This window comes from Streptomyces sp. NPDC059224 (assembly GCF_042754285.1).
In the GTDB taxonomy this organism is placed as follows: domain Bacteria; phylum Actinomycetota; class Actinomycetes; order Streptomycetales; family Streptomycetaceae; genus Streptomyces.
The window spans coordinates 163,588-186,389 of record NZ_JBHZAN010000019.1 but is presented as its reverse complement, the minus strand read 5'-3'; the positions used below and the strand labels follow the sequence as shown (position 1 = coordinate 186,389).

At 71.4% G+C, this 22,802-nt stretch carries 22 protein-coding genes and 5 pseudogenes; 18 read left to right on the top strand and 9 right to left on the bottom strand.

Annotation, left to right across the window (positions count from 1 at the left end; translation table 11 throughout):
- Positions 1 to 17: 17 nt before the first annotated feature.
- From ACFXI4_RS22530 to ACFXI4_RS22490, 9 genes and pseudogenes are all read left to right on the top strand, one after another.
- On the top strand, positions 18 to 512 hold the full coding sequence (locus ACFXI4_RS22530) for an Asp23/Gls24 family envelope stress response protein (RefSeq protein ID WP_384993702.1): 495 nt from the start codon (positions 18 to 20) through the stop codon (positions 510 to 512).
- A gap of 84 nt (positions 513 to 596) precedes the next feature.
- On the top strand, positions 597 to 764 hold the full coding sequence (locus ACFXI4_RS22525) for a hypothetical protein (protein WP_384993636.1): 168 nt from the start codon (positions 597 to 599) through the stop codon (positions 762 to 764).
- Positions 761 to 1,168 carry an Asp23/Gls24 family envelope stress response protein gene (locus ACFXI4_RS22520; RefSeq protein WP_384993633.1) on the top strand — a complete coding sequence of 136 codons (408 nt, stop codon included), beginning with the start codon at positions 761 to 763 and terminating at the stop codon, positions 1,166 to 1,168. Before ACFXI4_RS22525 ends, ACFXI4_RS22520 begins: the two co-directional genes overlap by 4 nt.
- 112 nt (positions 1,169 to 1,280) lie before the next feature.
- Positions 1,281 to 1,907 carry a DUF6286 domain-containing protein gene (locus ACFXI4_RS22515; protein WP_384993630.1) on the top strand — a complete coding sequence of 209 codons (627 nt, stop codon included), beginning with the start codon at positions 1,281 to 1,283 and terminating at the stop codon, positions 1,905 to 1,907.
- A gap of 28 nt (positions 1,908 to 1,935) precedes the next feature.
- On the top strand, positions 1,936 to 2,544 hold the full coding sequence (locus tag ACFXI4_RS22510; protein WP_384993628.1) for an alkaline shock response membrane anchor protein AmaP: 609 nt from the start codon (positions 1,936 to 1,938) through the stop codon (positions 2,542 to 2,544).
- Between the two features lie 244 nt (positions 2,545 to 2,788).
- Positions 2,789 to 3,054 (top strand): annotated as a pseudogene (locus ACFXI4_RS22505) (dCTP deaminase); the annotation flags it as partial.
- A gap of 19 nt (positions 3,055 to 3,073) precedes the next feature.
- A pseudogene (locus ACFXI4_RS22500) lies at positions 3,074 to 3,449 on the top strand (iron-containing redox enzyme family protein); the annotation flags it as partial.
- A 244-nt stretch (positions 3,450 to 3,693) separates the two neighbouring features.
- Positions 3,694 to 4,866, top strand: coding sequence for an AI-2E family transporter (locus ACFXI4_RS22495; protein ID WP_384993626.1), 1,173 nt, complete (start codon positions 3,694 to 3,696; stop codon positions 4,864 to 4,866).
- A 129-nt stretch (positions 4,867 to 4,995) separates the two neighbouring features.
- Positions 4,996 to 5,829, top strand: a complete 834-nt coding sequence (locus tag ACFXI4_RS22490; RefSeq protein WP_384993623.1) for a YhjD/YihY/BrkB family envelope integrity protein — start codon at positions 4,996 to 4,998, stop codon at positions 5,827 to 5,829.
- An 82-nt stretch (positions 5,830 to 5,911) separates the two neighbouring features.
- On the opposite strand, the gene ACFXI4_RS22485 is transcribed toward ACFXI4_RS22490, so the two are convergent.
- The 4 genes and pseudogenes from ACFXI4_RS22485 to ACFXI4_RS22470 all read right to left on the bottom strand — a co-directional run bounded on the left by ACFXI4_RS22485 (position 5,912) and on the right by ACFXI4_RS22470 (position 9,175).
- The gene (locus tag ACFXI4_RS22485; protein WP_384993621.1) at positions 5,912 to 6,907 is read right to left on the bottom strand and encodes an SRPBCC family protein; all 996 of its coding nucleotides are present in this window, start codon (positions 6,905 to 6,907) and stop codon (positions 5,912 to 5,914) included.
- Between the two features lie 4 nt (positions 6,908 to 6,911).
- Complete coding sequence (locus ACFXI4_RS22480; protein WP_384993618.1) at positions 6,912 to 7,799, bottom strand: histone protein; 888 nt, start codon at positions 7,797 to 7,799, stop codon at positions 6,912 to 6,914.
- A gap of 208 nt (positions 7,800 to 8,007) precedes the next feature.
- Positions 8,008 to 8,576, bottom strand: a pseudogene (locus ACFXI4_RS22475) (phytoene desaturase family protein); the annotation flags it as partial.
- Positions 8,577 to 8,989: 413 nt separating this feature from the next.
- Positions 8,990 to 9,175 carry a hypothetical protein gene (locus tag ACFXI4_RS22470; RefSeq protein ID WP_384993616.1) on the bottom strand — a complete coding sequence of 62 codons (186 nt, stop codon included), beginning with the start codon at positions 9,173 to 9,175 and terminating at the stop codon, positions 8,990 to 8,992.
- Here ACFXI4_RS22470 and ACFXI4_RS22465 point away from each other — a divergent pair.
- Both ACFXI4_RS22465 and ACFXI4_RS22460 read left to right on the top strand, forming a co-directional pair.
- Positions 9,174 to 9,368 (top strand): annotated as a pseudogene (locus ACFXI4_RS22465) (FAD-dependent oxidoreductase); the annotation flags it as partial. The gene ACFXI4_RS22470 and the pseudogene ACFXI4_RS22465 sit on opposite strands and share 2 nt — an antisense overlap.
- A 154-nt stretch (positions 9,369 to 9,522) precedes the next feature.
- The gene (locus ACFXI4_RS22460; RefSeq protein WP_384993613.1) at positions 9,523 to 11,382 is read left to right on the top strand and encodes a GAF domain-containing SpoIIE family protein phosphatase; all 1,860 of its coding nucleotides are present in this window, start codon (positions 9,523 to 9,525) and stop codon (positions 11,380 to 11,382) included.
- A gap of 555 nt (positions 11,383 to 11,937) precedes the next feature.
- Here ACFXI4_RS22460 and ACFXI4_RS22455 read toward each other — a convergent pair.
- Both ACFXI4_RS22455 and ACFXI4_RS22450 read right to left on the bottom strand, forming a co-directional pair.
- Positions 11,938 to 13,560, bottom strand: coding sequence for a glycoside hydrolase family 76 protein (locus ACFXI4_RS22455; protein WP_384993699.1), 1,623 nt, complete (start codon positions 13,558 to 13,560; stop codon positions 11,938 to 11,940).
- Positions 13,561 to 13,966: 406 nt separating this feature from the next.
- Complete coding sequence (locus ACFXI4_RS22450) at positions 13,967 to 14,302, bottom strand: hypothetical protein (protein ID WP_384993611.1); 336 nt, start codon at positions 14,300 to 14,302, stop codon at positions 13,967 to 13,969.
- Between the two features lie 193 nt (positions 14,303 to 14,495).
- On the opposite strand from ACFXI4_RS22450, the gene ACFXI4_RS22445 reads away from it, so the two are divergent.
- Both ACFXI4_RS22445 and ACFXI4_RS22440 read left to right on the top strand, forming a co-directional pair.
- Positions 14,496 to 15,458: a phosphotransferase family protein gene (locus ACFXI4_RS22445; RefSeq protein ID WP_384993608.1), complete on the top strand. Its 963-nt coding sequence runs from the start codon at positions 14,496 to 14,498 to the stop codon at positions 15,456 to 15,458.
- Positions 15,459 to 15,990: 532 nt separating this feature from the next.
- Positions 15,991 to 16,359 (top strand): sugar ABC transporter substrate-binding protein, encoded by a 369-nt coding sequence (locus tag ACFXI4_RS22440; protein WP_384993696.1) that lies wholly within the window; start codon positions 15,991 to 15,993, stop codon positions 16,357 to 16,359.
- A gap of 10 nt (positions 16,360 to 16,369) precedes the next feature.
- On the opposite strand, the gene ACFXI4_RS22435 is transcribed toward ACFXI4_RS22440, so the two are convergent.
- Positions 16,370 to 16,558 (bottom strand): hypothetical protein, encoded by a 189-nt coding sequence (locus ACFXI4_RS22435; RefSeq protein WP_384993606.1) that lies wholly within the window; start codon positions 16,556 to 16,558, stop codon positions 16,370 to 16,372.
- Between the two features lie 724 nt (positions 16,559 to 17,282).
- Here ACFXI4_RS22435 and ACFXI4_RS22430 point away from each other — a divergent pair.
- Together ACFXI4_RS22430 and ACFXI4_RS22425 are read left to right on the top strand one after the other, a co-directional pair.
- Positions 17,283 to 18,365 carry an NlpC/P60 family protein gene (locus ACFXI4_RS22430; RefSeq protein WP_384993603.1) on the top strand — a complete coding sequence of 361 codons (1,083 nt, stop codon included), beginning with the start codon at positions 17,283 to 17,285 and terminating at the stop codon, positions 18,363 to 18,365.
- Between the two features lie 4 nt (positions 18,366 to 18,369).
- On the top strand, positions 18,370 to 19,284 hold the full coding sequence (locus ACFXI4_RS22425; RefSeq protein ID WP_384993600.1) for a hypothetical protein: 915 nt from the start codon (positions 18,370 to 18,372) through the stop codon (positions 19,282 to 19,284).
- Between the two features lie 108 nt (positions 19,285 to 19,392).
- Here the strand turns inward: ACFXI4_RS22425 and ACFXI4_RS22420 are convergent, their stop codons facing one another.
- Positions 19,393 to 20,082, bottom strand: a complete 690-nt coding sequence (locus tag ACFXI4_RS22420; RefSeq protein ID WP_384993598.1) for a M24 family metallopeptidase — start codon at positions 20,080 to 20,082, stop codon at positions 19,393 to 19,395.
- A 108-nt stretch (positions 20,083 to 20,190) separates the two neighbouring features.
- Here ACFXI4_RS22420 and ACFXI4_RS22415 point away from each other — a divergent pair, with 108 nt between their 5' ends.
- The 3 genes and pseudogenes from ACFXI4_RS22415 (at position 20,191) to ACFXI4_RS22405 (ending at position 22,197) form a co-directional block, all read left to right on the top strand.
- Positions 20,191 to 20,619, top strand: a complete 429-nt coding sequence (locus tag ACFXI4_RS22415; protein ID WP_384993595.1) for a molybdopterin-binding protein — start codon at positions 20,191 to 20,193, stop codon at positions 20,617 to 20,619.
- 643 nt (positions 20,620 to 21,262) lie between these two features.
- Positions 21,263 to 21,876: pseudogene (locus ACFXI4_RS22410) on the top strand (molybdopterin-dependent oxidoreductase).
- Between the two features lie 72 nt (positions 21,877 to 21,948).
- On the top strand, positions 21,949 to 22,197 hold the full coding sequence (locus tag ACFXI4_RS22405; protein WP_384993592.1) for a hypothetical protein: 249 nt from the start codon (positions 21,949 to 21,951) through the stop codon (positions 22,195 to 22,197).
- A gap of 26 nt (positions 22,198 to 22,223) precedes the next feature.
- On the opposite strand, the gene ACFXI4_RS22400 is transcribed toward ACFXI4_RS22405, so the two are convergent.
- The gene (locus tag ACFXI4_RS22400; protein WP_384993589.1) at positions 22,224 to 22,745 is read right to left on the bottom strand and encodes a winged helix-turn-helix transcriptional regulator; all 522 of its coding nucleotides are present in this window, start codon (positions 22,743 to 22,745) and stop codon (positions 22,224 to 22,226) included.
- Positions 22,746 to 22,802: the final 57 nt, after the last annotated feature.

Genomic DNA, 22,802 nt, shown 5'->3' with positions numbered 1-22,802 from the left:
CGATCGAGGCGACCGCCATGACGGACAACATCACCAGCGTCGGCAGGGACAGCCGGCCCGAGACAGGCGTGAGCGCGCTCAAGGGCCGCGCCGGGGCCGGGGCTCCGGCCGAGACACGGGGCAGGACCACCATCGCGGACGGTGTGGTGGCCAAGATCGCCGGCATGGCCGCCCGCGAGGTACCGGGCATCTACAACCTGGGAGCGGGGATGGCGCGCGCCTTCGGCGCCATGCGGGAACGCGTCCCCGGCGCTGCCGGAGGCGGAGCGGCGGTCACCCGCGGCGTCAAGGTCGAGGTCGGTGAGCGACAGGCCGCGGTGGACCTGGACGTCGTCGTCGAGTACGGCGTTTCCATCGTCGACGTCGCGGGCGGCGTGCGCACCAACGTCATCAGCGCCGTGGAGCGGATGACGGGCCTGGAGGTCGTCGAGGTGAACATCGCCGTCGACGACGTCCACCTGCCCGACGACGAGGAGGAGCAGACCGAACCGAACGAGGGCCGCGTGAGGTGACCGCCGCCGGGACCACCGCCACGTCCCCGGGCATGAGCGGATGACCAGGGCACAAGGAACGCTCGCGAGACGGGTGAGGGCAAAATGAACACAGCAACGACCGGCCTCGCAGCCGGTATGGCCCTGGGCTTCGCCGGTTACTTCGGCGGCTTCTGGGCGTTCCTGCTGGTGCTGGTCCTGGGTGCGGCGGGGCTGCTCGTCGGCCTCGTCGTACAGGGCGACCTCGACCTCCGGACACGGAGGCAGCGGTGAAGACCCTGCCCGGTTCCCCCGGCGAAGGGTCGGGCCCGCAGACGCCGGCCGCCGGGCTGCCGCCCCCGGCCGAGCGGGGCGCCACCGTCATCCCGGACAGGGTGGTCGCCCGTATCGCCGCGCAGGCCGCACGCGCGGCGCAGTCGCGGCGCGCCGCCGTACCGCCCGATCGGGGCGGACCTGCGCCACCCCACGCCACCGCCGCCGTCCGCAGCGGATCGGTGCGCCTGCATCTGACCATGGACCTGCCCTACCCCACCGACATCCCGCGTGTCTGCGAGCGGATCCAGCGGGACGTCGCCGAACGGGTCGCCCAGCTGACCGGGCTGCGGGTGGGAGAGGTCCTCCTCACCGTCCGGCGGCTGGTGACCGCCGCCGACTCCAGTCGGGGGCGGGTCCGGTGAGCGGCCGGGCGGCCCGGGCCGCCGGGCACGCCGTGCAGGAGGGGCGATCGCGATGACATCCGGTCCACGTCCTCCGGCCCGCGGCTCCGTGTCGTCCGCGCACCGTGCCGCAGTGCCGCTGACGAAGGAGCCCGACCCTCCAGAACGCGACGTGTCCGCCTCGGAGCTCACAGCCGGTGAGCGCGAGGAAGGGCACCGAACCCATCGCGGGTGGTCGGCGCGCCGCATCACGGCGGCGCTGGTCGCCGCGGTGATCCTCGTGGCCGCGGTCGCCACGCTCGTCGACGTCGTCGCCGTACGGGCGGGGCGTCCGGCCGCGGCCTGGCGACGGCACCTGGCCGACGAACTGGCAACCCGTCCAGTGGACGACGTGTGGATGCTGACGGGGGCCGCCGTGGCCGCCGCCGTCGGCGTCTGGCTGATCGTCCTGGCCCTCACCCCCGGCCGGCGCCGTTGGCTGCCCCTGCGCTCACCCGCCGGCTGCCCGCGAGTGCGGGCCTTCGTGGACCGCGACGGAGCCGCCGTCCTGCTGCGTGACGCCGCCATGCGGGTCCCCGGAGTCGGCGCGGCGCACGTCCTGGTGGGCCGCCACCGCATCAGAGCTCGCGCGGACGTCCGCTTCCGCGACCCCCGACAGGTGAGGGACGACCTCACGGCCGTCCTCGACGAGGAACGCGACCGGCTGGCCCTCGCACGTCCTCCCCGCATCGCCGTACGGGTGCGGCGACGCTCCCACTGACGCAGGACCCGTAACACCGGAGCCCGCCATGACACCGCGATCCGCACTCAACCGCACGCTGCTGGCCCTCGCCGGACTGGCCCTCCTCGGCGGCGGACTGCTCATCCTCTTCGCCGGACTGGACCTCTACCAGCGGCACGATCTGGCCCCGCCCGCCGGCTGGCCCCTGACCCATCCGGCCGACGTCCTGCTCGGCTCCGCCGACCGGGCTCGCTGGAGCGGCCAGGGCTGGTGGTGGTGGCCCGCGGTCATCGCCGCCCTCGTCCTCACCGCCCTGCTCGCCCTGTGGTGGCTGCTCGCCCAGCTGGGCCGACGCCGCCCCGGCTCCCTGACCGTCGGCCGCCCCGCCCCGCAGGAGGGTGTCGAACTGCGCGACCACGCACTCAGCGAAGCGATCGCGAACGAAGCCGGTGCCCTCCCAGGGGTAGGCCATGCGGCCGTACTCATCACCGGCCGACAGGGCCGCCCCCGCACCCACATCAAGCTCACCCTCACCCCCGAGGGCGCGCCCGGCGCCACTCTCGGTGCCCTGTGCGAAGGCCCGCTCAGCACCGCGCGTCGGTCCACCGGCGTCAGCGACATGGCCGCCGAGGTCCGCCTGCAGGTCAGCCGCCACGGGCCACACCGCGTGGAGTAAGGAGGAGAGAGAGCGGCCGTTCCCGCCGACGCCCTTGCGGCCCACAGCAGTTCGCGGGCGCGCCGACACCACTCCCCGGGGGAGAGATCGTGATCATCCTGGGCGCTTCGCCGACGGGCTGACAGAGGAGCGCGATGTCGGCGGCGAGGAATTCGGTGAGGAACAGCTCATCGGGTGGGTGAACCGCCTTGAGCCCACGGCCCGACAGATCCGGACACGGCCGACGGCACGCAACCTCCCGCCTGTGATGCTCACCGGCCCCGAGATCACCGCCGCCACCCAGGACAGCCGCTGGGGGATCCCGCCGTTCGCTCCCGACCAGGTCAACTCCCAACAGCTACAGCGCCCGACTCGGCCCCGCCCTGCTCACCCACGCACACCTCCGGCGTGCTCGATGCCCACCAGCCCAACCCCACCACCGAGTTCACGATCGGCCACGTCCTCCAGCCCGGCGAGCTCCACCTCGGCCACACACCCGAAGAGGTCGGCTCCGGCACCTTCGTCCCGCTGCCGGCGTGACGTGACGAACGATCCTCACGCCTGGGTCGTCCCGAGACTGACCGGACGCGCCAAGGCCGCGATGGCAGCCGTGGAGTACGACGAGTTCGGCGCCGGCCGGGCCGATCTCGTCCACGCCCGGCTGTTCACCGACCTGATGGCCGACCTCGAACCGGACAGCGCCTACGGGCGTTACGTCGACACGGCCGGCGCGGAGATGCCGACCAGCGTCAACCTCATGTCCCTGTTCCCTGTCCGGACTCCACCACGCGCTGCGCGGGGCACTGGTCGGTCACTTCGCGGCGGCGGAGACCACCTCGTCGCCCGGCTCACGGCGCGTCGCACACGGGCCGCGACGGGTCGGTGCGGACCCCGCCGCCGTCCACTTCCACACCGAGCACGTGGAACCTCCTCACCGCCCGGCGCGACGGCCGCACCGCACTGCGCACCCCGTTGCGCCCTCGACGCGTCCGCCGGACAGGCGAGGCGGCGCGTACGCCGTACAAGTGGACTGCCCGGGTACCCGAAGGCGGCGCCGCACCCTTCGCTCGGACGACCTGCGCGTGGGCGATGACACAGGGGGGTGAGTGGCGGTCGGGGATACCGCGGCGACCGCCACGCCCCACGAGGCAGTCGAGGAGAGGCATCGCGATGTCTGCACAGTCCGCGCCCGAGTCGGCTCGGGAGGAGCACGGTTCGCCGGACGGGACGGGCCCGAACGGGTCCCGCCCGAGCCCGGCCCAGCGCGAACAGGGGGGAGCGCCGCGGGAACCGTCGAACTCGGAGCCACGCGGCGCGCGCACCCGGTCCTGGGTGACGGTGGGTTTCGGTCTGGGGCTGGGGGCGAGCCTGGCGTGGCTCGCGGTGCAGACGGTCACGCGGGTCAGTTCGATGCTGACCCTGCTGATGCTGGCCGTGTTCATCGCGATCAGCCTGGAACCGATCGTCGCGTGGTTCACGCGCCGTGGGCTGCGCCGCGGCTGGGCCGTCGCGATCGTCCTGACGGGGTTCGTCGTCGTACTCGGCGGCTTCCTGGCCCTGGTCATTCCGCCCGTGACCAAGGAGGTCACCGCGCTGGTGAACGCGGTGCCCGGCTGGCTGAAGCAACTCCACGACCACCAGTCCACGATCGGCCACCTGGAGGACCGCTTCCACCTGGTCGAGAAGGGCAAGGAACAGATCGGTACGGGAGGCGGGGCGTCCGGCCTCGCGGGAGGGATCCTCGGCGCGGGCCAGAAGGTCCTGAGCACGGTCGCATCCACCGCCATCGTGATCACCGTGACCCTGTACTGCATGGCCGCGCTGCCGGCCATCAAGGAATTCTGCTACCGCTTCGTGGCGGCCAGCCGCCGCGAGCGCGTCGAGGGCGTGGCCGAAGAGATCATGAACCGGATAGGCAAGTTCATGCTCGGCAACCTCGCCACCTCGGGGATCGCCGGGCTGGCCACCTTCGGCTGGTGCGCGGCGACCGGCGTCCCGTACGCCGCCGCCCTGGGCGTCTTCACCGCCCTCATGGACCTGATCCCGATCGTCGGCTCCACTCTCGCCGGTATCGTCGTCAGCCTCGTCGCCCTGTCCGTGTCCCTTCCCATCGCGATCGCGACCGCGGTCTTCTACGTCGTCTTCCGCGTCGCCGAGGACTACCTCATCGTGCCGAGGGCGATGAAGTTCGCCGTCGACGTCCACCCGTTGGTCACCGTCCTCGCGGTACTGGTCGGCGGCGCGCTCCTGGGCATCATCGGCGCCCTCGTCGCCATCCCGGCGGCCGTCGCTGTCGGCCTGGTCCTCGACGAGTACGTGTTCCCCAAGAAGGAACGAAACTGACGGCGCGTCGTTCGTGGGCGATTCCGGACGCGGCGGTGGCCTGGGCTGACGGCGTTCTCCTGAGCCGTTCGGGAAGCTGTGCGTCGCGCCCTCGCGGTGCGCCGATCCCGACTGTGGTAGTCGACGGGTATGCCGAAGAAGTCGCCGACTGCCGCAGGCCGTTCCTCTCTCTTCGAGCGGCTGGGCCGCGTGTTCGGCCATTCACCGGTCGGACGCGGCTGGCGGCGCGGCAGCGATCTGCAGCTGGGGCAGCGCTCGCTGGGTTTCGCCGCCCTGGGATTTCTCACGCTGGTGCCGCTGCTGACCATTGTCTCCTCGGCCGACCCGGAGCACGGACGGGGATTCGCGCAGTGGCTGGGGGAAGGACTCGGCGTGTCGACGAACGCCAGGAGACATGTGGAGCAGTTGTTCACCAGCCCCACTCAGGCCCTGCGGACCACGACCGCCTTCGGAATCGCCGTCCTCGCCGCCTTCGGCCTGACCTTCGGGGCCGCCGTACAGTCCGGCTACGAAAAAGTCTGGGATCTGCCCCATGCCCGCTGGTGGGCCAGGTGGCGCCACGTGGTGTGGCTCGGTGTACTCGTCGGCTACCTCTTCGCCTCCGCCACCACCACGCTTCGAACCAAGTCCTTGGCCGGCACGTTCACCGCGTCAGTGAGCGCCGTCCTGTTCTTCTGGTGGTCGCAGCGCATACTGCTCGGCGGGCGGGTTCGCTGGCGTGACCTGCTGCCCGGCGCGGTTGCCACCACAGTCGGGCTGCTCGGTCTGAGGGTCTTCTCCCGGCTCGTCTACTCGCCGCTGATCGCGTCCAGCGTCATCACCTACGGTCCCGTCGGAACCGTCCTTGTCATCCAGTCCTGGCTGGTCGGTGTGGGTACTGTCGTCTTCGGCGGTGCTCTGGTCGGCCGGTTCCTTCGCGAGGAACTCCCACGCGTGGCGTGCGCGCTGAAGCGGCGCGGATGAGACCAGACCCCGAAGCTCGGGACTCCTAGACCGGCCTCGCCGATGGACGGTCCCCGTCCCTGAAGCCCACGTGGAGCGGGGATCACTCCTCCTCTTCTTCGTCCTCCTCCTCTTCCTCCTCGTACTCGTCCTCCGGCTCTTCGTCTTCTTCGTCCTCGTATTCCTCCCCCTCGTCCTCTTCCTCTGGGTACTCCTCGTCGCTGTCGTCCTCGGCCCCTTCTTCGTCCTCGGCCCCTTCTGCCTCGGCGGCCTCTTCTTCCTCGATGGCCTCTTCGTGGGTGCGGACCACTTCACCATCGCGGATTTCACCACGCCAGCCTTCCGGCTCCTCGTTGGTCAGGGTGACGTAGCGCTGGAAGTGCTTGAAATCCAGCCGCAGGCGCCGTCCCTGAGCGCGCCAGATGTTGCCGGTCTTCTCGAAGAAACCCGAAGGGTAGTACTCGACGACCAGGACGATGCGCGTCAGCGTGGGAGTCAGTTCATGGAAACTGACACAGCCGCGTGTGGTGCCCTTGGCCCCTTCCGAGGTCCACACGATGCGTTCATCCGGAATTTGTTCCTGAGTTGTGGCCTTCCATCCGCGGGTGGAGGGCCCGACCTTCACCTTCCAATCGCTGTCGGCCTCCTTGCCCTTGGAGGCGCTGCGGACGCCCTTGGTGAATCCGCTGAACTTCTCGTACTGGGTCCAGTGGTCGTAGGCGTCGCGTATCGGTATGCCTACATCCAGCACTTCAATGATGTTCATGACCTTCGTCGTGCCAGACCCACGGCCCTTGCCACCGCCGCCACCGAACGTCTCTTTGACCTTGCCGAACAAGTTGTCCTTGACGCTCTTCGCCTTCTCGCCGATCAGAGCCTTCAGCGGTGAATCACCTTGGAGCATCCGCATACCAGCCTTGGGGAGCACCCCGCCGTTCTCCACCACGCCCGTGAGGCCGCTGGTGATGTCACCCAGTTTGTCGCCGGCCTTGTCAGCCAGGTTCTCCACCTGAGCGCCCACGAAGCTCTTGACCGCGTCGCGCAGTTGGTCGAGTCCCGAGCCCTGCTCGCTTCCGGAGTCGCGCGCATGATCGGCCATGGTTCTACCTCCGCCGCCCGGGAGATGTCTTCTTCGCGGTCGTCTTCTTTGCCGTCGTCTTCTTTGCCGCGGCCTTCTTGGGCGGGACCGTGGACTTCCTCGCCCCTGGTGCCTTCTTCGAAGGCGCCGCCTTCTTTGCCGGAGTCGCCTTCTTCGCCGGCGTCGCCTTCTTCGCTGGCGTCGCCTTCCTCGCCGGCGTCGCCTTCCTCGCCGGACTCGCCTTCTTGGCGGGTGCCTCACGAGCGGCGGGCTTCCCGGCGCGACGCTCACGGCCGCGATCGTGCCGAGCGCTCCCCTTGTGATCCATGTCCTGCTTCCGGGCCGCACGGGGGCGTCGCGCGGGCTTTCGCGGCTCCTCCTCTTCTTCCGGCTCCTCTTCTTCTTCCGGCTCCTCCTCTTCTTCCGGCTCCTCTTCCTCCTCCGGCTCCTCTTCTTCCTCCAGTTCCTCCTCAGGTTCCTCTTCCTCGTCCTCTTCGTACGCGTCTTCGGCTTCTTCCTCTTCCTCCTCCGGCTCCTCCTCTTCCTCCTCGTACTCGTCCTCCGGCTCTTCGTCTTCGTCCTGCGGCTCCTCCTTGCCCCTGCCGCCTATGCGGTCGGTGCGCTGGTGGAGAGAGTCGGCCAGGTCGGCAAGCTTGCGGTCGGCTACCGCGCTCAGCGCCTTGCGCCCCGCGTCCAGCGCCTCGCCGCGGAGCTGTTCGTTGAGGTCGGCGAACTGGGGAAGCTCGCGTAGCCTCTTGACTCCCTCCGTCAGCAGCTGTTGTGGTTCCAGCCCGAACCGGCGGCCGGCGAGGTAGGTCGCCGCACCGAACGCGACCCGCCCTTTCTTCGTCCGGCCTAGCACGTACCCACCGAGAACGGCGGCGGCGAGAGCGATCTTGGGTACCTCAGCCATCAGACTTCCCTTTCGAAGGGCTGCCGGGCGAACGCTCCGGCAGGCGCGGGACGCCCTCGCAAGGGCTTCGCGCCTCGCAGGCGGAGGAATCGAATGGAGCAGCAGCCCACGGCCACGCTCATCACTCCGCCTCTCCCAGTCTGTGCGGAAACGCCAGCAACTGCACGCGGAGGGCGGAACCTCACCGGACGGCCGCACTCACCTGCCTTCAGCCGGCGGCGACAAGGACCGCCGCAGCTGGCAGGTGCGGGGCGGTCCCTGGACTCGCCGCTGGAAGGCGGCAGTTGAGATCGGCTCCCGGGCGACGGAGCGCTGCTCGGGCGGCGTTCGCTCCGGGAGCTCCGTGGACTCCGCCGCCGGGATGGGCGGCCGCGGAGGCGAGGTAGAGGCCCTGGGGACGGGACGGAAGACGGCCTGCTGGTGCGGCGCGGTGGTGCCGTTGTCGATGGCGCCGTTGTGGAGGTTCTCGTCCATCGCCTGGAGAGTGGTGGGGGCCAGGATCCTGCGGGCGAGGATCCGGGTGCGGAAGCCGGGCGCGAACCGCTCCACCTGGGCCTCGACCCGGTCCGCCATGGCCTGCTGCTCGCGGACGTCCCAGCGCCCGGTGATGCGGTCGGGGCCGGCGTCGGAGGTGATGTGCTGCGGGACGTGGGTGCAGGCCCACGCCGATTCGGTGCCGGCGGGCGAGCGGCTGGGATCTGCCCTGGTCATCTGTCCCAGCAGGGCGAACGGCTCATCGGGTGCCTGTCCCATGGCGATCTGCGAGGCGAACCGGGTCCTGAGCGGGTGGGCCGGCACGCGCGGGGCGTGGCTCCACCGCATTCCCTCCGCCGCGAGATCCAGCCGGGCGAGGACCGGGGACGCGGCAGCCAGCGGGTAGAAGGCGCTGAAGAGATCGGAGACGTCAACCATGGCGGTGAGTGACACCGCTCGGCGGACGAAGACGTCCGACGTTCCCGAGCGTTCCGGCCTCGTGCGAGCGCTGTGTGCCGGTGCGATCACAGGCAGGCGCTACCGGTGCCGCGGCAGAGGGGGCTCCTCCGTGGCCGCCCACCATCAGTTGATCCGGCGTCCTCCGCACGTCGTAGGGCGGTGCTGGCCGATCCCGCGTGCTACGGGAGTGGGTGGTGGGGCCCACCGGGTCCGTGCCGCTTCGACCGGACCTGGCCCGTCGTCGGTTCCAGGCTCCACTACACCGTGCGGCTGGGTCCCTGGTCGGCCCAGGGGATCACCACGGTCCGCCGCCAGGAATCCGGGAGCGAGCTGGAGCTGGAGGCCTCGTTCAAGCCGCTGGGCACTGCGAGGATCTTCCTCCAGTTCAGGCCAGGTTCGTGGAAGAGGGTCCCGCCGAGGAGGCTCACGCCGGGGCCGGCCATGCCTGACGCGGTGGTGATCGGCGCCGGCCCCAACGGGCTGATCGCGGCCAATCCGCTGGCGGATGCCGGGTGGAGCGTGGACGTCCTGGAGGCCCAGCAGGAGCCCGGGGGCGCCGTGCGCAGCGACCGCGGCGTCCACCCCGGCGCGCGCACTCGAATGCCCTCGCTTCTCCCCCGGGCCGGAGGGTCTCCGTGGAAAAGTGTGACCCGGCCTTCGTCGGCGCATTCCACCCCGTGCCTGGCCGCCCGGCGCCGAAGCAGCGGTTCCGGCCGCGCCGGTCGGCACGCCGCTCGCTGTTCTACGATGCCGTTGAGAACCGCCTCGGGCGGCGGTACCGGAGGGGCACATGGCGGAGCAGATCCGGAAGCCCGCAACGGACACGGGCCCGGACGCCGCACGGCAGCAGGCGGTGCGACGAGCCGGTCTTTCGACCGCCCCCGATACCGGCATGGACCGGTTCGCCCGGCTGGTGACACGACTGCTCCGCGTGCCCGTGGCCCTCGTGTCGCTGATGGAGCGGGACAGGGTGATCCTGCCCGGGATGGCCGGTCTGCCCGACCCCTGGGCAAGCAGCCGCGCGCTACCACTGTCGCATTCGCTGTCCCGGCACGTGGTGGCGTCCGGGCAGCCGCTGATCGTGCCCGATGCCCGTGCCGACGACCGGCTGCGCACCGACCCGGCGATCGCGGCCCTCGGGGTGGTCGCGTACGCCGGAATGCCGCTCACCGACGCCGACGGCCTTGTCCTTGGATCCCTGTGCGCCCACGTCCACGAGCCCCGCGCTTGGAGCGGCACCGAACAGCAAGACCTGGCCGACCTCGCAGCCGCCTGCTCCGCCGAACTGCGCCTGCGGATCCTGTCGGCTCAGCGCCGGTCCACGCAAAAAGTACTGGAGACCGCACGGGCCACCGCAGAACAGGCCCGGCGCGACGCGGAGCGCCTGGAGCACGAGGCCCAGGCCGGCCTCGACCACGCCGAGCTGCTCCTGAGAGCCTCGGAAGAGCTGGCTCAGACCTCCGGCCTCGAGGACGTCCGCCGGCGGCTGCGGGATCTGTTCAGCGGCGTCGGCAAGCCCGCGTACGTGGGACTGCTGGTCGCCGACGAGCAAGAGCTGCGCCGGATCCCCCACCCGGACATCGTGTACGCGCTGGAGCGGGAAGTCCCCCTCCTCGCCACTGACGCCGCCTTCCCGAGCGCCCTGGCCTTCCGTGAACGCCGGACGGTGTTCGTACCCGACCGCCAGGCGCTCGTCGCCGACCACAGCCCCGAGGCGGTCGCCGCCTTCGACCGCATGGGCTTCAGCACGGTGCTGTGCCTGCCACTCTGGGGCAGCCGCGCCCTGCTCGGAATCCTCACCATCTGCTGGACCAAACCACACCAGGTGAGCATCACCGAGCGGGCCACGCTCACCGCCGCGGCCGGCTACATCGCGCAGGCGGCGGAGCGTGCTCTCTACCTGGACGAGCGGATCTCGGTCGCCCGGCAGCTGCAGGAAGCCATGCTGACCGATCTCCACCTGGCCGACCACATCGAGCTCAGTGCGCTGTATCAACCGTCCGCGAACGACAACATGATCGGCGGAGACTGGTACGACGCCTACCACCTGCAATCCGCCCCCTCCGGCGGACCTGCTCCTCTCATGATCACGGTAGGCGACATCACCGGCCACGACATGCACGCCGCGACCGTCATGGGCCAGGTCCGCAGCATGCTGAGACAGGCCACCCTCGACCATCCCCCCTACAGCCCCGCAACCGCTGTCACCGCCCTGGAGGCGGCATGTGCCGTCCTGCCCATCGAGGCCGGCGGCACACTGGTCCACGCGCGCCTGGACCCCGTCCACGACGGCCCGGGCTGGAACCTGACCTGGTCCAACGCCGGACACCCCCCACCGCTCCTACGTACCCCTGACGCCCGCGTCGCCCTCCTCACCGAGCACGACATCCTCCTGCACCAGGACTTCGAACCGTCCCACCGCACCGAGCACCGGATCACACTCCCCCCGAACTCGACCCTGCTGCTCTACACCGACGGCCTCATCGAGCGCCCGGGCCACGACATCGACACCGCCATCGCGCAACTTGTCGCCCTGCTGGCCCGCCACGGGGACGAGCCGCTGCCCCAGCTGGTCCACCGGATCAGCAAGCGGCTGGCAGACCCGCGTCCCGGGGACGACGTCGTCGTGCTCGCCGTGCGCGTGCCCTGACGCCGTCGGGTCTCGTCGCCCACGTCGCGGTGTCTCCCGACGCACCATTCAGCACAGAAGTGGTATGTATCGGATAAAAGGGAACTCGGGCGAGGCCCCACCTCTCCGTAAGGAGCCTCACCCATGTTGGTGCCGGCCATTGCCGCTGCAGTGACGCGCTCATGGCGCGAGGCCGCCGTCCCAGCGAGCGCTTCGGCCCGGAATACGAACGGACCATGAAGGGATCCGACGGCCGGCTCGCCGCCGAACGTGAACTCAGGGAACGCGGGAAGCGGCACGACGGGGTGGACATCAAGCCACTCCGCGCCCCTCGAGCACTCCCGCGCCGCACACGGAGTGGAAGCCCTCAGCGCCCACAGCCAGGAGACGACCGAGCAACTGCGGGGTGCCATGGCGCACTACCGCAGTGAACGGCCCCTCCGGTCTCCCTCCGGCATTTCATACGCACCACCGCTCCGGCGGTTCAGCCGACCCCCCGGTGCGCGGCGGCCGGGCGGGACCGGGCGCCGGGGCGTCTTCCGTCGGGTCGCCAGCCCGAACCCACCTGTTCCTGCGTCACCCCGCGGCGGCGGTGAGCGCTCCGAGGGCGCTGGCCTGGGTCCGCCAGTCGGTCTGGTTGGGGCTGGTGCCGGCCCAGCGCTCACCGAGGGCGTTGAGGGAGGTCCGGTCCTGCGCCCACAGGGTGTCCGCCTGTTTCTGCGCGTAACTCCGGTACGTGCCCGAGCCGGTGACGGCCGCCAGGTCGGAGAGGTTCCGCATGAAGATGCCCTTGAACTGCTTCTGGTTGTCGTCGCAGGCCGCCGAACCGACGTCGCAGGACTCGGTGAGCACGCCGCCGACGGTCAGCGCCGCGTTGCCGATCGCCGCGTCGGCGAGGGTCCGCGCGGTGGTCAGCAGTGAGCCGTCCCCGGTCGACTTCCACAGTTCGGTGAAGCCGCCGATGGCCAGCCCCTGGTTGTAACTCCACACGGTGGAGCCGTTGTTGGTGCACGCCGAGGTCAGCCCGTCGTTCACCAGACCCGAAGAGCTGATCATTCCGCTCGACCTGTACCAGGCGGCGGACGTCTTCGCCCGCTGGAGCCAGACGGTGTCGCCCGGGATGCGCTGGTGCAGTGCGGTGGTCAGCCACAGGTACTGCCCGTTCGTCACGGCGTTCTTGTAGGTCCGTTCGCGGTCCCACCACACGCCGCCGCCGCAGGTGCCGGTGTCCCAGTACTGCTGGACGTAGCCGGCGATGGTGACGGCCTCGTCGAGATAGCGGGAGTCGTGGGTGTAGTCGTACGCGTCGATCCAGGCGATCGCCCACCAGCCCGAGTCGTCGATGGAACGGCTGATGAAGTCGCCCTCGATCGCGTCCGAACTGCGCACTCCGGCGGCGAAGACACCCTTGTTCCGGTCGAAGGTGCGCGCGATGACCCAGTCGTAGTCGTGCGTGCCGGAGGTCTTCGCGAAGTCGATGAGGGAGGTGAGGGTGGCGGCCGAGTTCCACCAACTGCTGGGCCACCAGCCGTTGTAGGGGTCGTACGAGGTCATCAGCGTGTCCGCCGCCGCGCGCGCCCTGGTCGGTGCGGGCCTGACCCAGGCGGTGCAGCTGCCCTCGTTGTGGCTCGCCTCCCGGCCGCAGGCGCGGACCGCGCCGCCGTAGAGCAGGCCGCGCGGGTCGCGGGTGGCGTACATCGCGGTCCGGGTGCCGGTGGCTCCGGACGGGGTGCTGGTACGGCCGAGGGACGAGCCGTCCGGCCAGGACGAGCCGCCGTCCCAGGAGCGGTCGAGCCAGATCTCGTCACCGGCGCCACCGGTGTCGATGCTCGCCCAGGCCATGGAGTTCTTCTGGTCGACGTGCAGGCGGATGGTGCGGCCGTAGAGGGTGGTGGACGGCACCGGCTGGTCGTCTCCGGCTGCCTGGCCGGCGCCGGTGCCGTCGCAGAGGGTGTCGCAGACGGTGGGACGGACCCAGTTCGTGCAGCCGACGCCTGCCGCGTCACCGCAGGCCCGGATAAGCCCCCGGCGGTGGTTGCGCGGGTCGGTGATGTTGTACATCAGCGTCCTGGTACCGGTCCAGGTGCCCGGAACACTCGCCTTGCCGAGCAGTCCCTCCCAGGTGGCGCCGCCGTCCCAGGAGCGGTCCAGCCACACCGAGTCGCCGGTCACGCCGTCGTCGATGCTGGCCCACGCCATGTCGTCGGCGTCGGACACGTGCAGTTGCAGGCGGCGGCCGTTGAGGTTCTTCTCCGGCACCGGGAAACCCTCCTGCCGGGCCTGCGAGGGGTCCAGTGTGTCGCAGGCGAGGACGCAGACCTGGGTGGCGGCGGACGCGGGTGCCGCGGCCGGCAGCAGGGCGGCGAACGCGAGCGCGACTGCCGGCAGGAGGCCGAGAAGACGTGATGTGACAACGATGTCTGAGCTGCGTGAGGACACCGGGACTCGCCTCGATTCCACGATGGGGACGACGGTCGGCGCGTGGGTGGCGGAGGCCGCGGGCTCTTGTCGAGCCGGGCCGGGTTCGAGCACCGGTCCGTACCTGTCTGCGAGGCAGTGAACCGGCTTGGCGAGTCCCTGTCAATGTCGCCGACGCGCCTTCGGGTCACTCCGGTTGTGCCACCGCGTCCCTCTGGAGTTGCACCGCCGCGAGCAGGCTCAGCTTCGGCTCCGCCTGCCGCAGTGCCTTCACCGCGGCGACGGAGGTGATGTCCCCGGTGAAGCCGACGGCCGCCAGCCGGGAACGGACCCAGCGGGCACGCAGCCCGCTCTCGGTGGCGCAGGCGGTGGACTCGACGAGCGCGACGGCTTGTTCCAGGCCCGGACGGTCCTCCGGCGGGGCTTCCGCCAGCGCCTGCCGCAGGGCCGCGGCGATCACGTCCGCGTCCCGGATGGCCAGCACGAACGTGTTCTTCTTGCTCAGTCCCGTGATTCCTGTCATGGGGAACAGCCTGGCGGTCATGCCCGCGCGGGCCAAGCGACTTGAGGAGGCTCAGAGGTGCCGTCGGGAGGGCGCGGGTTCGGCAGCCCCTCCCGGAGCGCGGAGTTCGCCGCGCCCTGCGGGCGTCGGGCCGATCCGGCCGGGACGGCTGATGCCTTTGCGCGGACCGTCGTTCCGGTGATGAGGTGGCAGGGTGACCGATCAGGATGACACGGGGGCCGTCCGGCCGTTGACCCTGGCCTGGGTGAACCGGCAGCTGAACCCCGGTGAGCGGGTCCTCAGGACGGAGGCGTTGCACGGCGGCATCACCGCCGAGATGCGGCGGCTGACCATCGGTACCCGGGACGGAGAGACCCGCAGCCTGGTCCTGCGGACCTTCGTCGACCCGTCCTTCGTGGCAGAAGCCGAGGACCTGCTGGAGCGGGAGGCCCGGGCCCTCGCCCTCCTCACCGCCACCTCCGTGCCGGCACCGAGGCCGGTCGCGTCCGATCCGACCGCCGCGCGGTGCGAGTACCCGTCCCTCCTGATGACACATCTGCCGGGCCGGACGGTCCTCGACGACCAGGACGTGGAGACGCGGCTGCGCCCGCTGGCCCGTCAGCTCGTCGCCGTTCACGCACTGCGCCCTGCCGAGCGTCCCCGGACGTACGGGGCGTGGACGAGCGCCGACGCCGTCACAGCTCCCGACGGCGCCGACGCGGCCGCGTGGGCCGCGGCGGCCGACGTGATCCGCAGGCCCGCGCCGCCGTACGACGGGCGGTTCCTGCACCGGGACTTCCACCCGGGCAACGTGCTGTTCGACGTGTCCGCCCCGAGCCCGGCAGGCCCCCGGATCACCGGGGTCGTCGACTGGGTGCAGACCTCCTGGGGGCCGGCGGACCTCGATGTGGCGCACTGCTCCACCAATCTCGCACTGCTGCACGGCCCGTCGTGGGGTCTGCGGTTCGCGGAGGCGTACGAGGAGGCCGGCGGCGTGCTGGCCGCGGCCGCGGACGAACGGTTGTACTGGCGGCTGCTGGACGCTCTGGCCTTCGCGTCGGATGTCTGCTCGGTGGCGAGGCCGTGGCGGCAGGCGGGCCGGGCGGAACTGACGACGCGGGCCGTGGAGCGGCGACTGGACGCGTACGTCACCACGCTGCTGTACGCGCTGGGCTGAGCCCGGGCCCCTGTCGGTCCCGGGCACGGCACGAGCCGCCGTTCCCGCACCGGACTGCGGGGCGCGGCAGCTACGGCGTGCGCACTCTTGGCGTGCGCGCGCGGCCGGGTCCGTCTCGTTTCGGGTGGCGGTGGCCTCGCCCGGTCCCGCCACCCGCCGGGACCACCGTAGGTCGTCGACTCCCCTGTGAGCGCGACAGGTTCACGTGCCTGCAAGGCGACCCCCTGGTGATCGGGTTCGTGAGCGGAGGGTCCACCCCGTTCCACACCTGTCTGCGACGGGCCGTGGTGAAGACCGCCAGGCACAGCTTCGCCAGGATCCTCACGGCGGACTCGCATCAGGACGCGGCACGGGAACTGTCCAACATCGAGGACATGACCGCGCGCAAAGTGGGTGTGATCATCATCCAGACGGTCAGCACCGACGCGCTGGAGAAGGACATCGCGAAAGCGGCGCCGCCTCCGGCCTGCTCGTCGGCGGCTCCACCAGGGCACTGCCGGCCAACGCGAAGGTGGTCGCCGCCCAGCCGGGCATGTTCGACGCGGCGAAGGCGAAGAGTGCCGCCGCAATCATGATCAAGCCCCGTCCCGACCTGGACTACGCGTTCGTCGCCAACGAGGAGACGGCCTTCGGCGTGCGCGAGGCGTTCGACGCGGCCGGGGCCACGGACGTCAGGATCGTCACCGTCAACGGCACGGACGAGGGCCTGGCCGCCCTCAAGGACGGCCGGTTCGCCGCCACGGTCTCCAACTCGGTCTCCGGCATGGGGCGGATGGCGGTGCAGAACACGATCGCCCCGCTGCACGACGAGCACGTGGACAAGATCGCCAAGGCGCGGATCAGGCTGGTCACCAAGGACAACGCGGGCACCGCCCCGCTGTACTGCCCCACGGACCAGTGACCGGCGGCCCTCAGTCGGCGTCACTGCCACGGGTGGGTGCGGACCCGGGCGCGTCGTCGTCGCGAGTGCGCCACGCAGCGACGGCTCGACGCCAGGAAACGATGACATCCGGCAGCTGGTCCAGCAGCTGCTTCACGCCGTATATGACGGCGGAGGCGACGCCGCAGGCCGCCAGCACGAAGAGGATCGACTGCTCCAACTTCCCGACTCCCGTCTTGTGAGCGGTAGTCGGGCTGGGACGCGGGCCGGGAAGAAACATGGCAGGTCTCAGATCGACCACCGCGGTATCCGCTGTGATCAACTGAGGCCCTGCCGACGTACAGGCCGCGTATGGAGTTGGGCTCGTTGCCGCGCGCAGTCCGGGTGACTGCTGGTCGGCCATGAGGACGTCGGACCGTTCCCCCCGAATGAGGCCGAGATTACGAAGGGTGCGCGGGTGATCGCAAGAGGGTGACGCCGATGCGATGCTCCTGTGGCGAGCTGCGCGTCGTGGGATCCGGCCGGAGCACACGCCGGCCGCTCGACGGCCCGGACTCCGGTGTCGCCGCCCGATGCCGGGCGTCGGCCACCTCGCCGTAGCGCCGGCCAGTGATCATTGTCTCGTGCCCCAGGGCGGCCCCGCGGGCTGTCCCGGCCGACGGCGCACTCCGCCCGCCCCGCCGCCGGCCTGCGGAAGGTCCACGAAAACCCTTTGCCGGCGGGTTCGTTGAGATCTTGGGGAACCGGCACCGGCCGCGGGCGGCCGGCACCCGCCCGAGCACGGTGTGCCGTGTGCGACACGTGTGGGGATACAAGGGGCAGCGGTTCAAGGGGAGGTACTGTGTTCGAGGCTCGAACGGTCCTCCGTGAGAACCGCGGTGACCACCGCGATGGGCAAGTCACCCGTCTGAGCCGCCTGCACGCGACCTCTGAAGATGGAGCCGATGAACGTGTCGACCGGCGGCAGACAGCTGCGCAGCCGTGCCGCCATAGCAGCCTTCGTCTGTGCGATCACCCTGTTACCCGGCCCGAGTTTCGCGGCCCCGGGCACACCCGATCCACGGAGCGACCAGTCGATCGAGGACATCCACAACGAGCTGAACGGCCTCTACCGCGAGGCGGAGGTGGCCACCGAGGCGTACAACACCGCCGACGTGAAGGCGACGGAGCAGGAGAAGCGGCTCACGTCGCTGCACAAGGACCTGGCCCGCGCCGAGAGCCGGCTGGATGATCTGCACACCCTCGTGGGCGTGGCCGCCCGGACGCAGTACCGCGGGGGCAATCTCGACGCCACGGGCATCCAGTTGCTGCTCGGCGACCACCCCGACCAGGCCCTCGACGAGGCCTCCCAGGCCCGCCAGGCGATGCGGAACCTGGTCAACGTCTCCGAGACGCAGAAGCGCGCCCGCGCGGAACTGGACCGGCAGACCGACGCCGCCGCCGACAAGCTGCGGGAGCTGAAGAGCAGCCGGGCGCGGCAGGCCGAGGCGAAGGGGAAGATCGAGAAGAAGATCGCCGAGGCCGAGCAGATCGAGGCGGGGCTCAAGAAGGAACAGACCCGCAAGCTCGCCCAGTTGGAGAACCAGGAGGCGCAGGAGGCCAAGTCCAAGTGGACGGGCCCCGGTTCCGGCGGCACCTCCACGGGTCCCGGCTCGGGCAGCGGTGGGCCGAAGGCGAGCGGCGCGGCCGCGAGGGCCGTCGACTTCGCGATGGCCCAGATCGGCAAGCCGTACGTGTGGGGCGCGGTGGGCCCCTCGTCGTACGACTGCTCGGGACTGACCTCCACGGCCTGGGCGGCGGCCGGACACCCCATACCCCGGACCTCGCAGGCACAGTGGCAGGGGCTGACCCGGGTCAGTCTCGCCTCCGTGCAGCCCGGGGACCTGATCATCTACTACGACGCCACCCACGTGGGCATGTACATAGGAGGCGGGCGGATCGTGCACGCCCCGCGTCCCGGACGCACGGTCACCATCGCGCCGGCCGCCTCCATGCCCATCGTCGGTGTCGTCCGACCCGGAGTCTGAACGGATGACCTACTCGCTGACCCCCCGTAACGAGGGAAACCTGCCCGCGCTCAGCGCACCGCCTCTGATCCGGCTCGACGCCTACGTGGCCGAGGACGGGTCGACGGTGGTCAACGGCCATCTGCTGGAGATGGGCGGCACGCGGCCCCCGAACGAGGCGATACTCGACGCCATCGCCATGTTCGCCCGCACCCTGCGGGCACCGGTGGCGGCCACCGTCATCGACCGGACCGTGCAGCAGGTCGCACGGCTGCGTGTGTACCCCGACGGCTCCAGCCGGACCATCGCCGACGAGGAGGACCTGCCGCCCGGCCGTGAGCGTACGGCCGCGGAGGAGGAGTCGTTCCCGCCGCTCGCCCGCGTCGAGCGGATCATCCAGCACGCGCAGCGCGAGGAACTGCACGCCGCGTTCGTCCTCGCCAGCGCGCTGCGCGAGCACCTCACGCTGCGCCGGGGCGCGGAGGACGAACTCTCGCTGGAGGCACGGGCGATCGAGGCGTACCTCGCGTACCAGCGGGGCGACTACATGCTCTCCACCGTCCTCGCGCTGACCGTCGCACGCATCCGCTGCCGCACCGATCTGAACCGGGCGGCACCCGAGGTGGCCCGCGCCACCGCGGCCTGGCAGCGGCTGATCGACGACGGCCAGGTGGCCACCCGGGGGCAGGAGCTGCTGCACATGTGGGAACACCTGTCCGCGGGCGGCGTACTGCTGGAACCGTCCCATCAGGCGATGGCCCAGGCCGTCCGGAGCCGGCTCGGCCGGGGCGGCCGGTCCGTACCGGCCCCGGCCACGGCACCGGCCGTGACCTCGGGCCAGGAGCCGCTCGCCCCCGAGGACAAGCCGCTCAAGCCCACGCGACGGGGACTCAGCCGCTTCACCCGGTGGCCCGGCCGGTCCACGGAGGCACCGTCCTAGCCGGGTTCGGCGACGCGCCGCCCGAGGGCACGGGTCAGCCCTCGGCGGCGCGGTGACCGTGCCGGCCTGCGCGGGTTCACCCGCGGCAGCGCGGGGTGCCGGGCCGGCTCAGAGCGTGAGCAGCTCCTCGTAGAAGCCGCCGAACTCCCGCCGCGGATCGATGAGATGGATCTCCAGGATCCAGTGGCAGGTACGGCCCGCCTTGTCGGTGCGGCGCAGCGGCGTGTCGTTGGCGGGTGCGATGTACGACTCGGTGTCCGCGCCGTCGATCTTCTCGTGCGGGAACTCGCCGACCAGGTGGCCGGCGTGCCAGCCGCCCAGCTCCCAGCCGGCCTCGGCGGCCAGCCGCTCCACCTCGGCGTACAGCCGATCCCCGGTGACGGCCGGGTCGGCCTCGAAGAACCGCTTGCCCGCGGCGAACACCTTCGGCAGGTCGTCGCGCAGCCGCCGCTTGACCGGGTCGTCGCCGAGTACGAAGGTCCGCCCGAAGTCCGCCTCGTACTCCTCGAAGATCGGCCCGAAGTCGGCGAACACGATGTCGTCCGCGCCGATCAGGCGGTCCGGCGGGTTCTCCCGGTACGGCTTGAGGGTGTTCGGGCCCGAGCGCACGATCCTCTTGTGCCAGTGCCGGGTCGTTCCGAAGAGTTCGTTCGCCAGGTCACGGACGCGGTCGCTGACCGCCCGCTCCCCTGCGCCCGGCGCCACCAGCCCCCGCTTCTCGATCTCGGTGAAGAGCCGCTCGGCCTTGGCCTGGGCGTCCAGCAGTCGGGCCGCCCGCGTGGGTTCGTCATGAGCCATAGCAGGGAAGCTAGGTTTGGCTGCGCTCGCCAGTCAAACACATTGAACGTCACCTTCGCCCCGTTCCCTGTCCCTGTCCCTGTCCCTGTCCCTGTGAGGCGCCTAGTCATGAGCCTGAGCATCCGCAACCAGATCCCCGGCACCGTCACCTCCGTGACCCCCGTGACCCCCGGCGAGGTGATGGCGACCGTGAAACTGCGCCTGGCCGGCGGCCAGGACCTCACCGCGGCCATCACCCTGGAGGCGGTCGAGGATCTGGCGCTCGCCGAGGGGTCGGCCGTCCGGGCCATGGTGAAGTCCACCGAGGTCGCCCTCGCCACCGGCCCGGTGACGGGGCTGTCCATCCGCAACCGGCTGCCCGGCACGGTGCGCGATGTCGCCGTGGGCGGGGCGATGGCCACGGTCAAGGTCACCGTCGAGGGAGGCGAGCTCACCTCCGCCATCACCAGGGACGCGGTCACCGACCTGGGTCTGCGGGCCGGGTCGCCGGTCGTGGCGCTGATCAAGTCGACCGAGGTGTCCCTCGCGACTGCGTGACCCAAGTCGTCCGTGGCCGGGCGTTGACCGGCCCGGCTCCCTCGCGCGGCGCCCGGGCCCCGCGCCCGTCGAAGGCGGCCAGCGCTCGACGGCGGAACGGGGGCGGTCCCCTCGCTCCGGCTGCCGCGGGTGCCCCGGCTGCTCGATGTGGCGACGGTGCCGGCCGTCCGGGTCCTGGCCGCCTCCAGCCGGGTGACCGCTCCCGAGTCGGGGACCTCGGCCGGCAGGGCCCACCGGCGGGTGGGGACCGGGGCGAGCGGCTGCCGCAGGACCTCAGCCCGCCCGCCGCGGGTCGGGCCCGCCGACTCGTCGTGACCTCAGCCCGCCCGCCGCGGGTCGGGCCCGCCGACTCGTCGTGGTGGTCGAGACCTCGTCGACGCGTGCCGCGTGCCCCGCGGCCGAGGGTACGCGCCGCCCGGGCCAGGCTCGCCGTACGTTCGCCGTCCTGGAGGGGCGGGGGCCCGCCTCGTACGGGCCGGTGCCGGCCACCGTGACGCCGTCTGCGCCGGCTCGCGGAGGATCGTGGCACTGCGCGTAGCCGAAGGCGCCGGCCTGCGGGCACCCGGCGCGCTCCGGTCCGGCCGCGCCCCGGGTGAGCGCCTACCCTGCGCAGGGAAGGCAACCGTCACCAGAGGGGATCCGCATGGCAAGCGACCGACCGGGCACGGTCGAGACCGCCGGCCGGATTCCGCCAGGCCGGCGCTGGTGCACGGCTGGCCGGTCTCGCACTACGGCCCGGTCCCCCGCTTCCGCCCCGAGCGCTGGAACCTGCGGGTCTTCGGCGCCACCGCCTCGGGCGGGACACACGAGTGGGGCTTCGACGGCCTCTCCGCCCTTCCCCACGTCACGGTCGTCGCCGACCTGCACTGCGCGAGCGGTCCCACCTCCGCCGGCCACGAGTGGTACGGCGTCCCCGCCGCCACCGTCCCTCGTCTGGTCCCGCCCGCCCCCGGGGCCACCCACGTCATGACCTGGGCCGAGTACGGCTTCTCCGCCAACCTGCGCCTCGCCGACCTCACCTCGCCGCACACCCTCATGGCCACCCACCACAACGGCGAACCCCTCACCGCCGAACACGGCTTCCCGCTGCGCCTGGTGGTCCCCCACCTGTACGGCTACAAGAGCCCCAAGTGGCTGCGCGGCATCGAGTACATGACCGCCGACCGCCGCGGCTTCTGGGAGGAACGCGGCTACCACAACATCGCCGACGCCTGGCAGGAGATGCGCTGGTCCTACCAGGAGGCAGAAACCGACTGACCGGCTCCCGCGGCTCCCTAGCGGCTCGGTCAGGTGGGGCGGGCGTGGCTCGCCGCCGGCCGGAGGGTCTCGGTGACCGCGCGCGGGATGTCGTCGGCCGGGAACGGGGGGGTACGGCCGCCGGCGCCCTCGCGCGGCAGCACGTTCCACCAGTACCCGAGGACCACGGCGGACTGGGCGGTCCCGCGGGTCTCGTGCGGCCGGACCAAGACCGGCGCGCTGTCCCGCTCGGACCGGACCGCCGAGGTCAACAAGCTCTTGCGGATCGACGAGGAACCGGGCGCGCTACGCGGGCGGGAGGCGCGCGGGCTGCGCCGCTGATCCGGGTCCCCCGCGGCGGGCCGGGGTCAGGAGGGCTGGTCGGCCGCCAGCAAGGAGAGGGACTCCGGGGTGATCTCTCCCTCGCAGTGCCCGCATCCGGACTCCATCCGCAGGAGGTGACCGCACTCGTGCCGGAAGGCGACGGCCGGGGTGTCCACGGCCCATCTGTCGCCCCATTGCAGCAGGCCGATCATGACCGGGAAGAGCTCCCGCCCCGCCTGCGTCAGGTGGTACTCGTGGCGGGGCGGGTGCTCGCTGTACTGCCGTCGCTCGATCACGCCCGCCGCCTCCAGCTTGCGCAGCCGGTCGGCGAGGATGTCGCGCGGTGCGCCCGTGTAGCCGGCGATCTTCGCGAAGCGGTGCACGCCGTACGCCATCTCGCGCAGCGCGAGCAGCGACCACCGCTCACCGACGATCTGCAGGGCGGCGGCCATCGAGCAGGGGCGCACACCCGCCGGTACGCCCGCCATCACTGAGGTCAGCGGCTTGGCGACGGTCGCGGTGCGGTCCGTCCGCGACTCCCCGGCCTGCTGCGGTTGTACGTCCATGAACCCACGTTACCCCCGGTTGGTTGTGGTTCACGACCCACTCGGGATAGCGTCCCT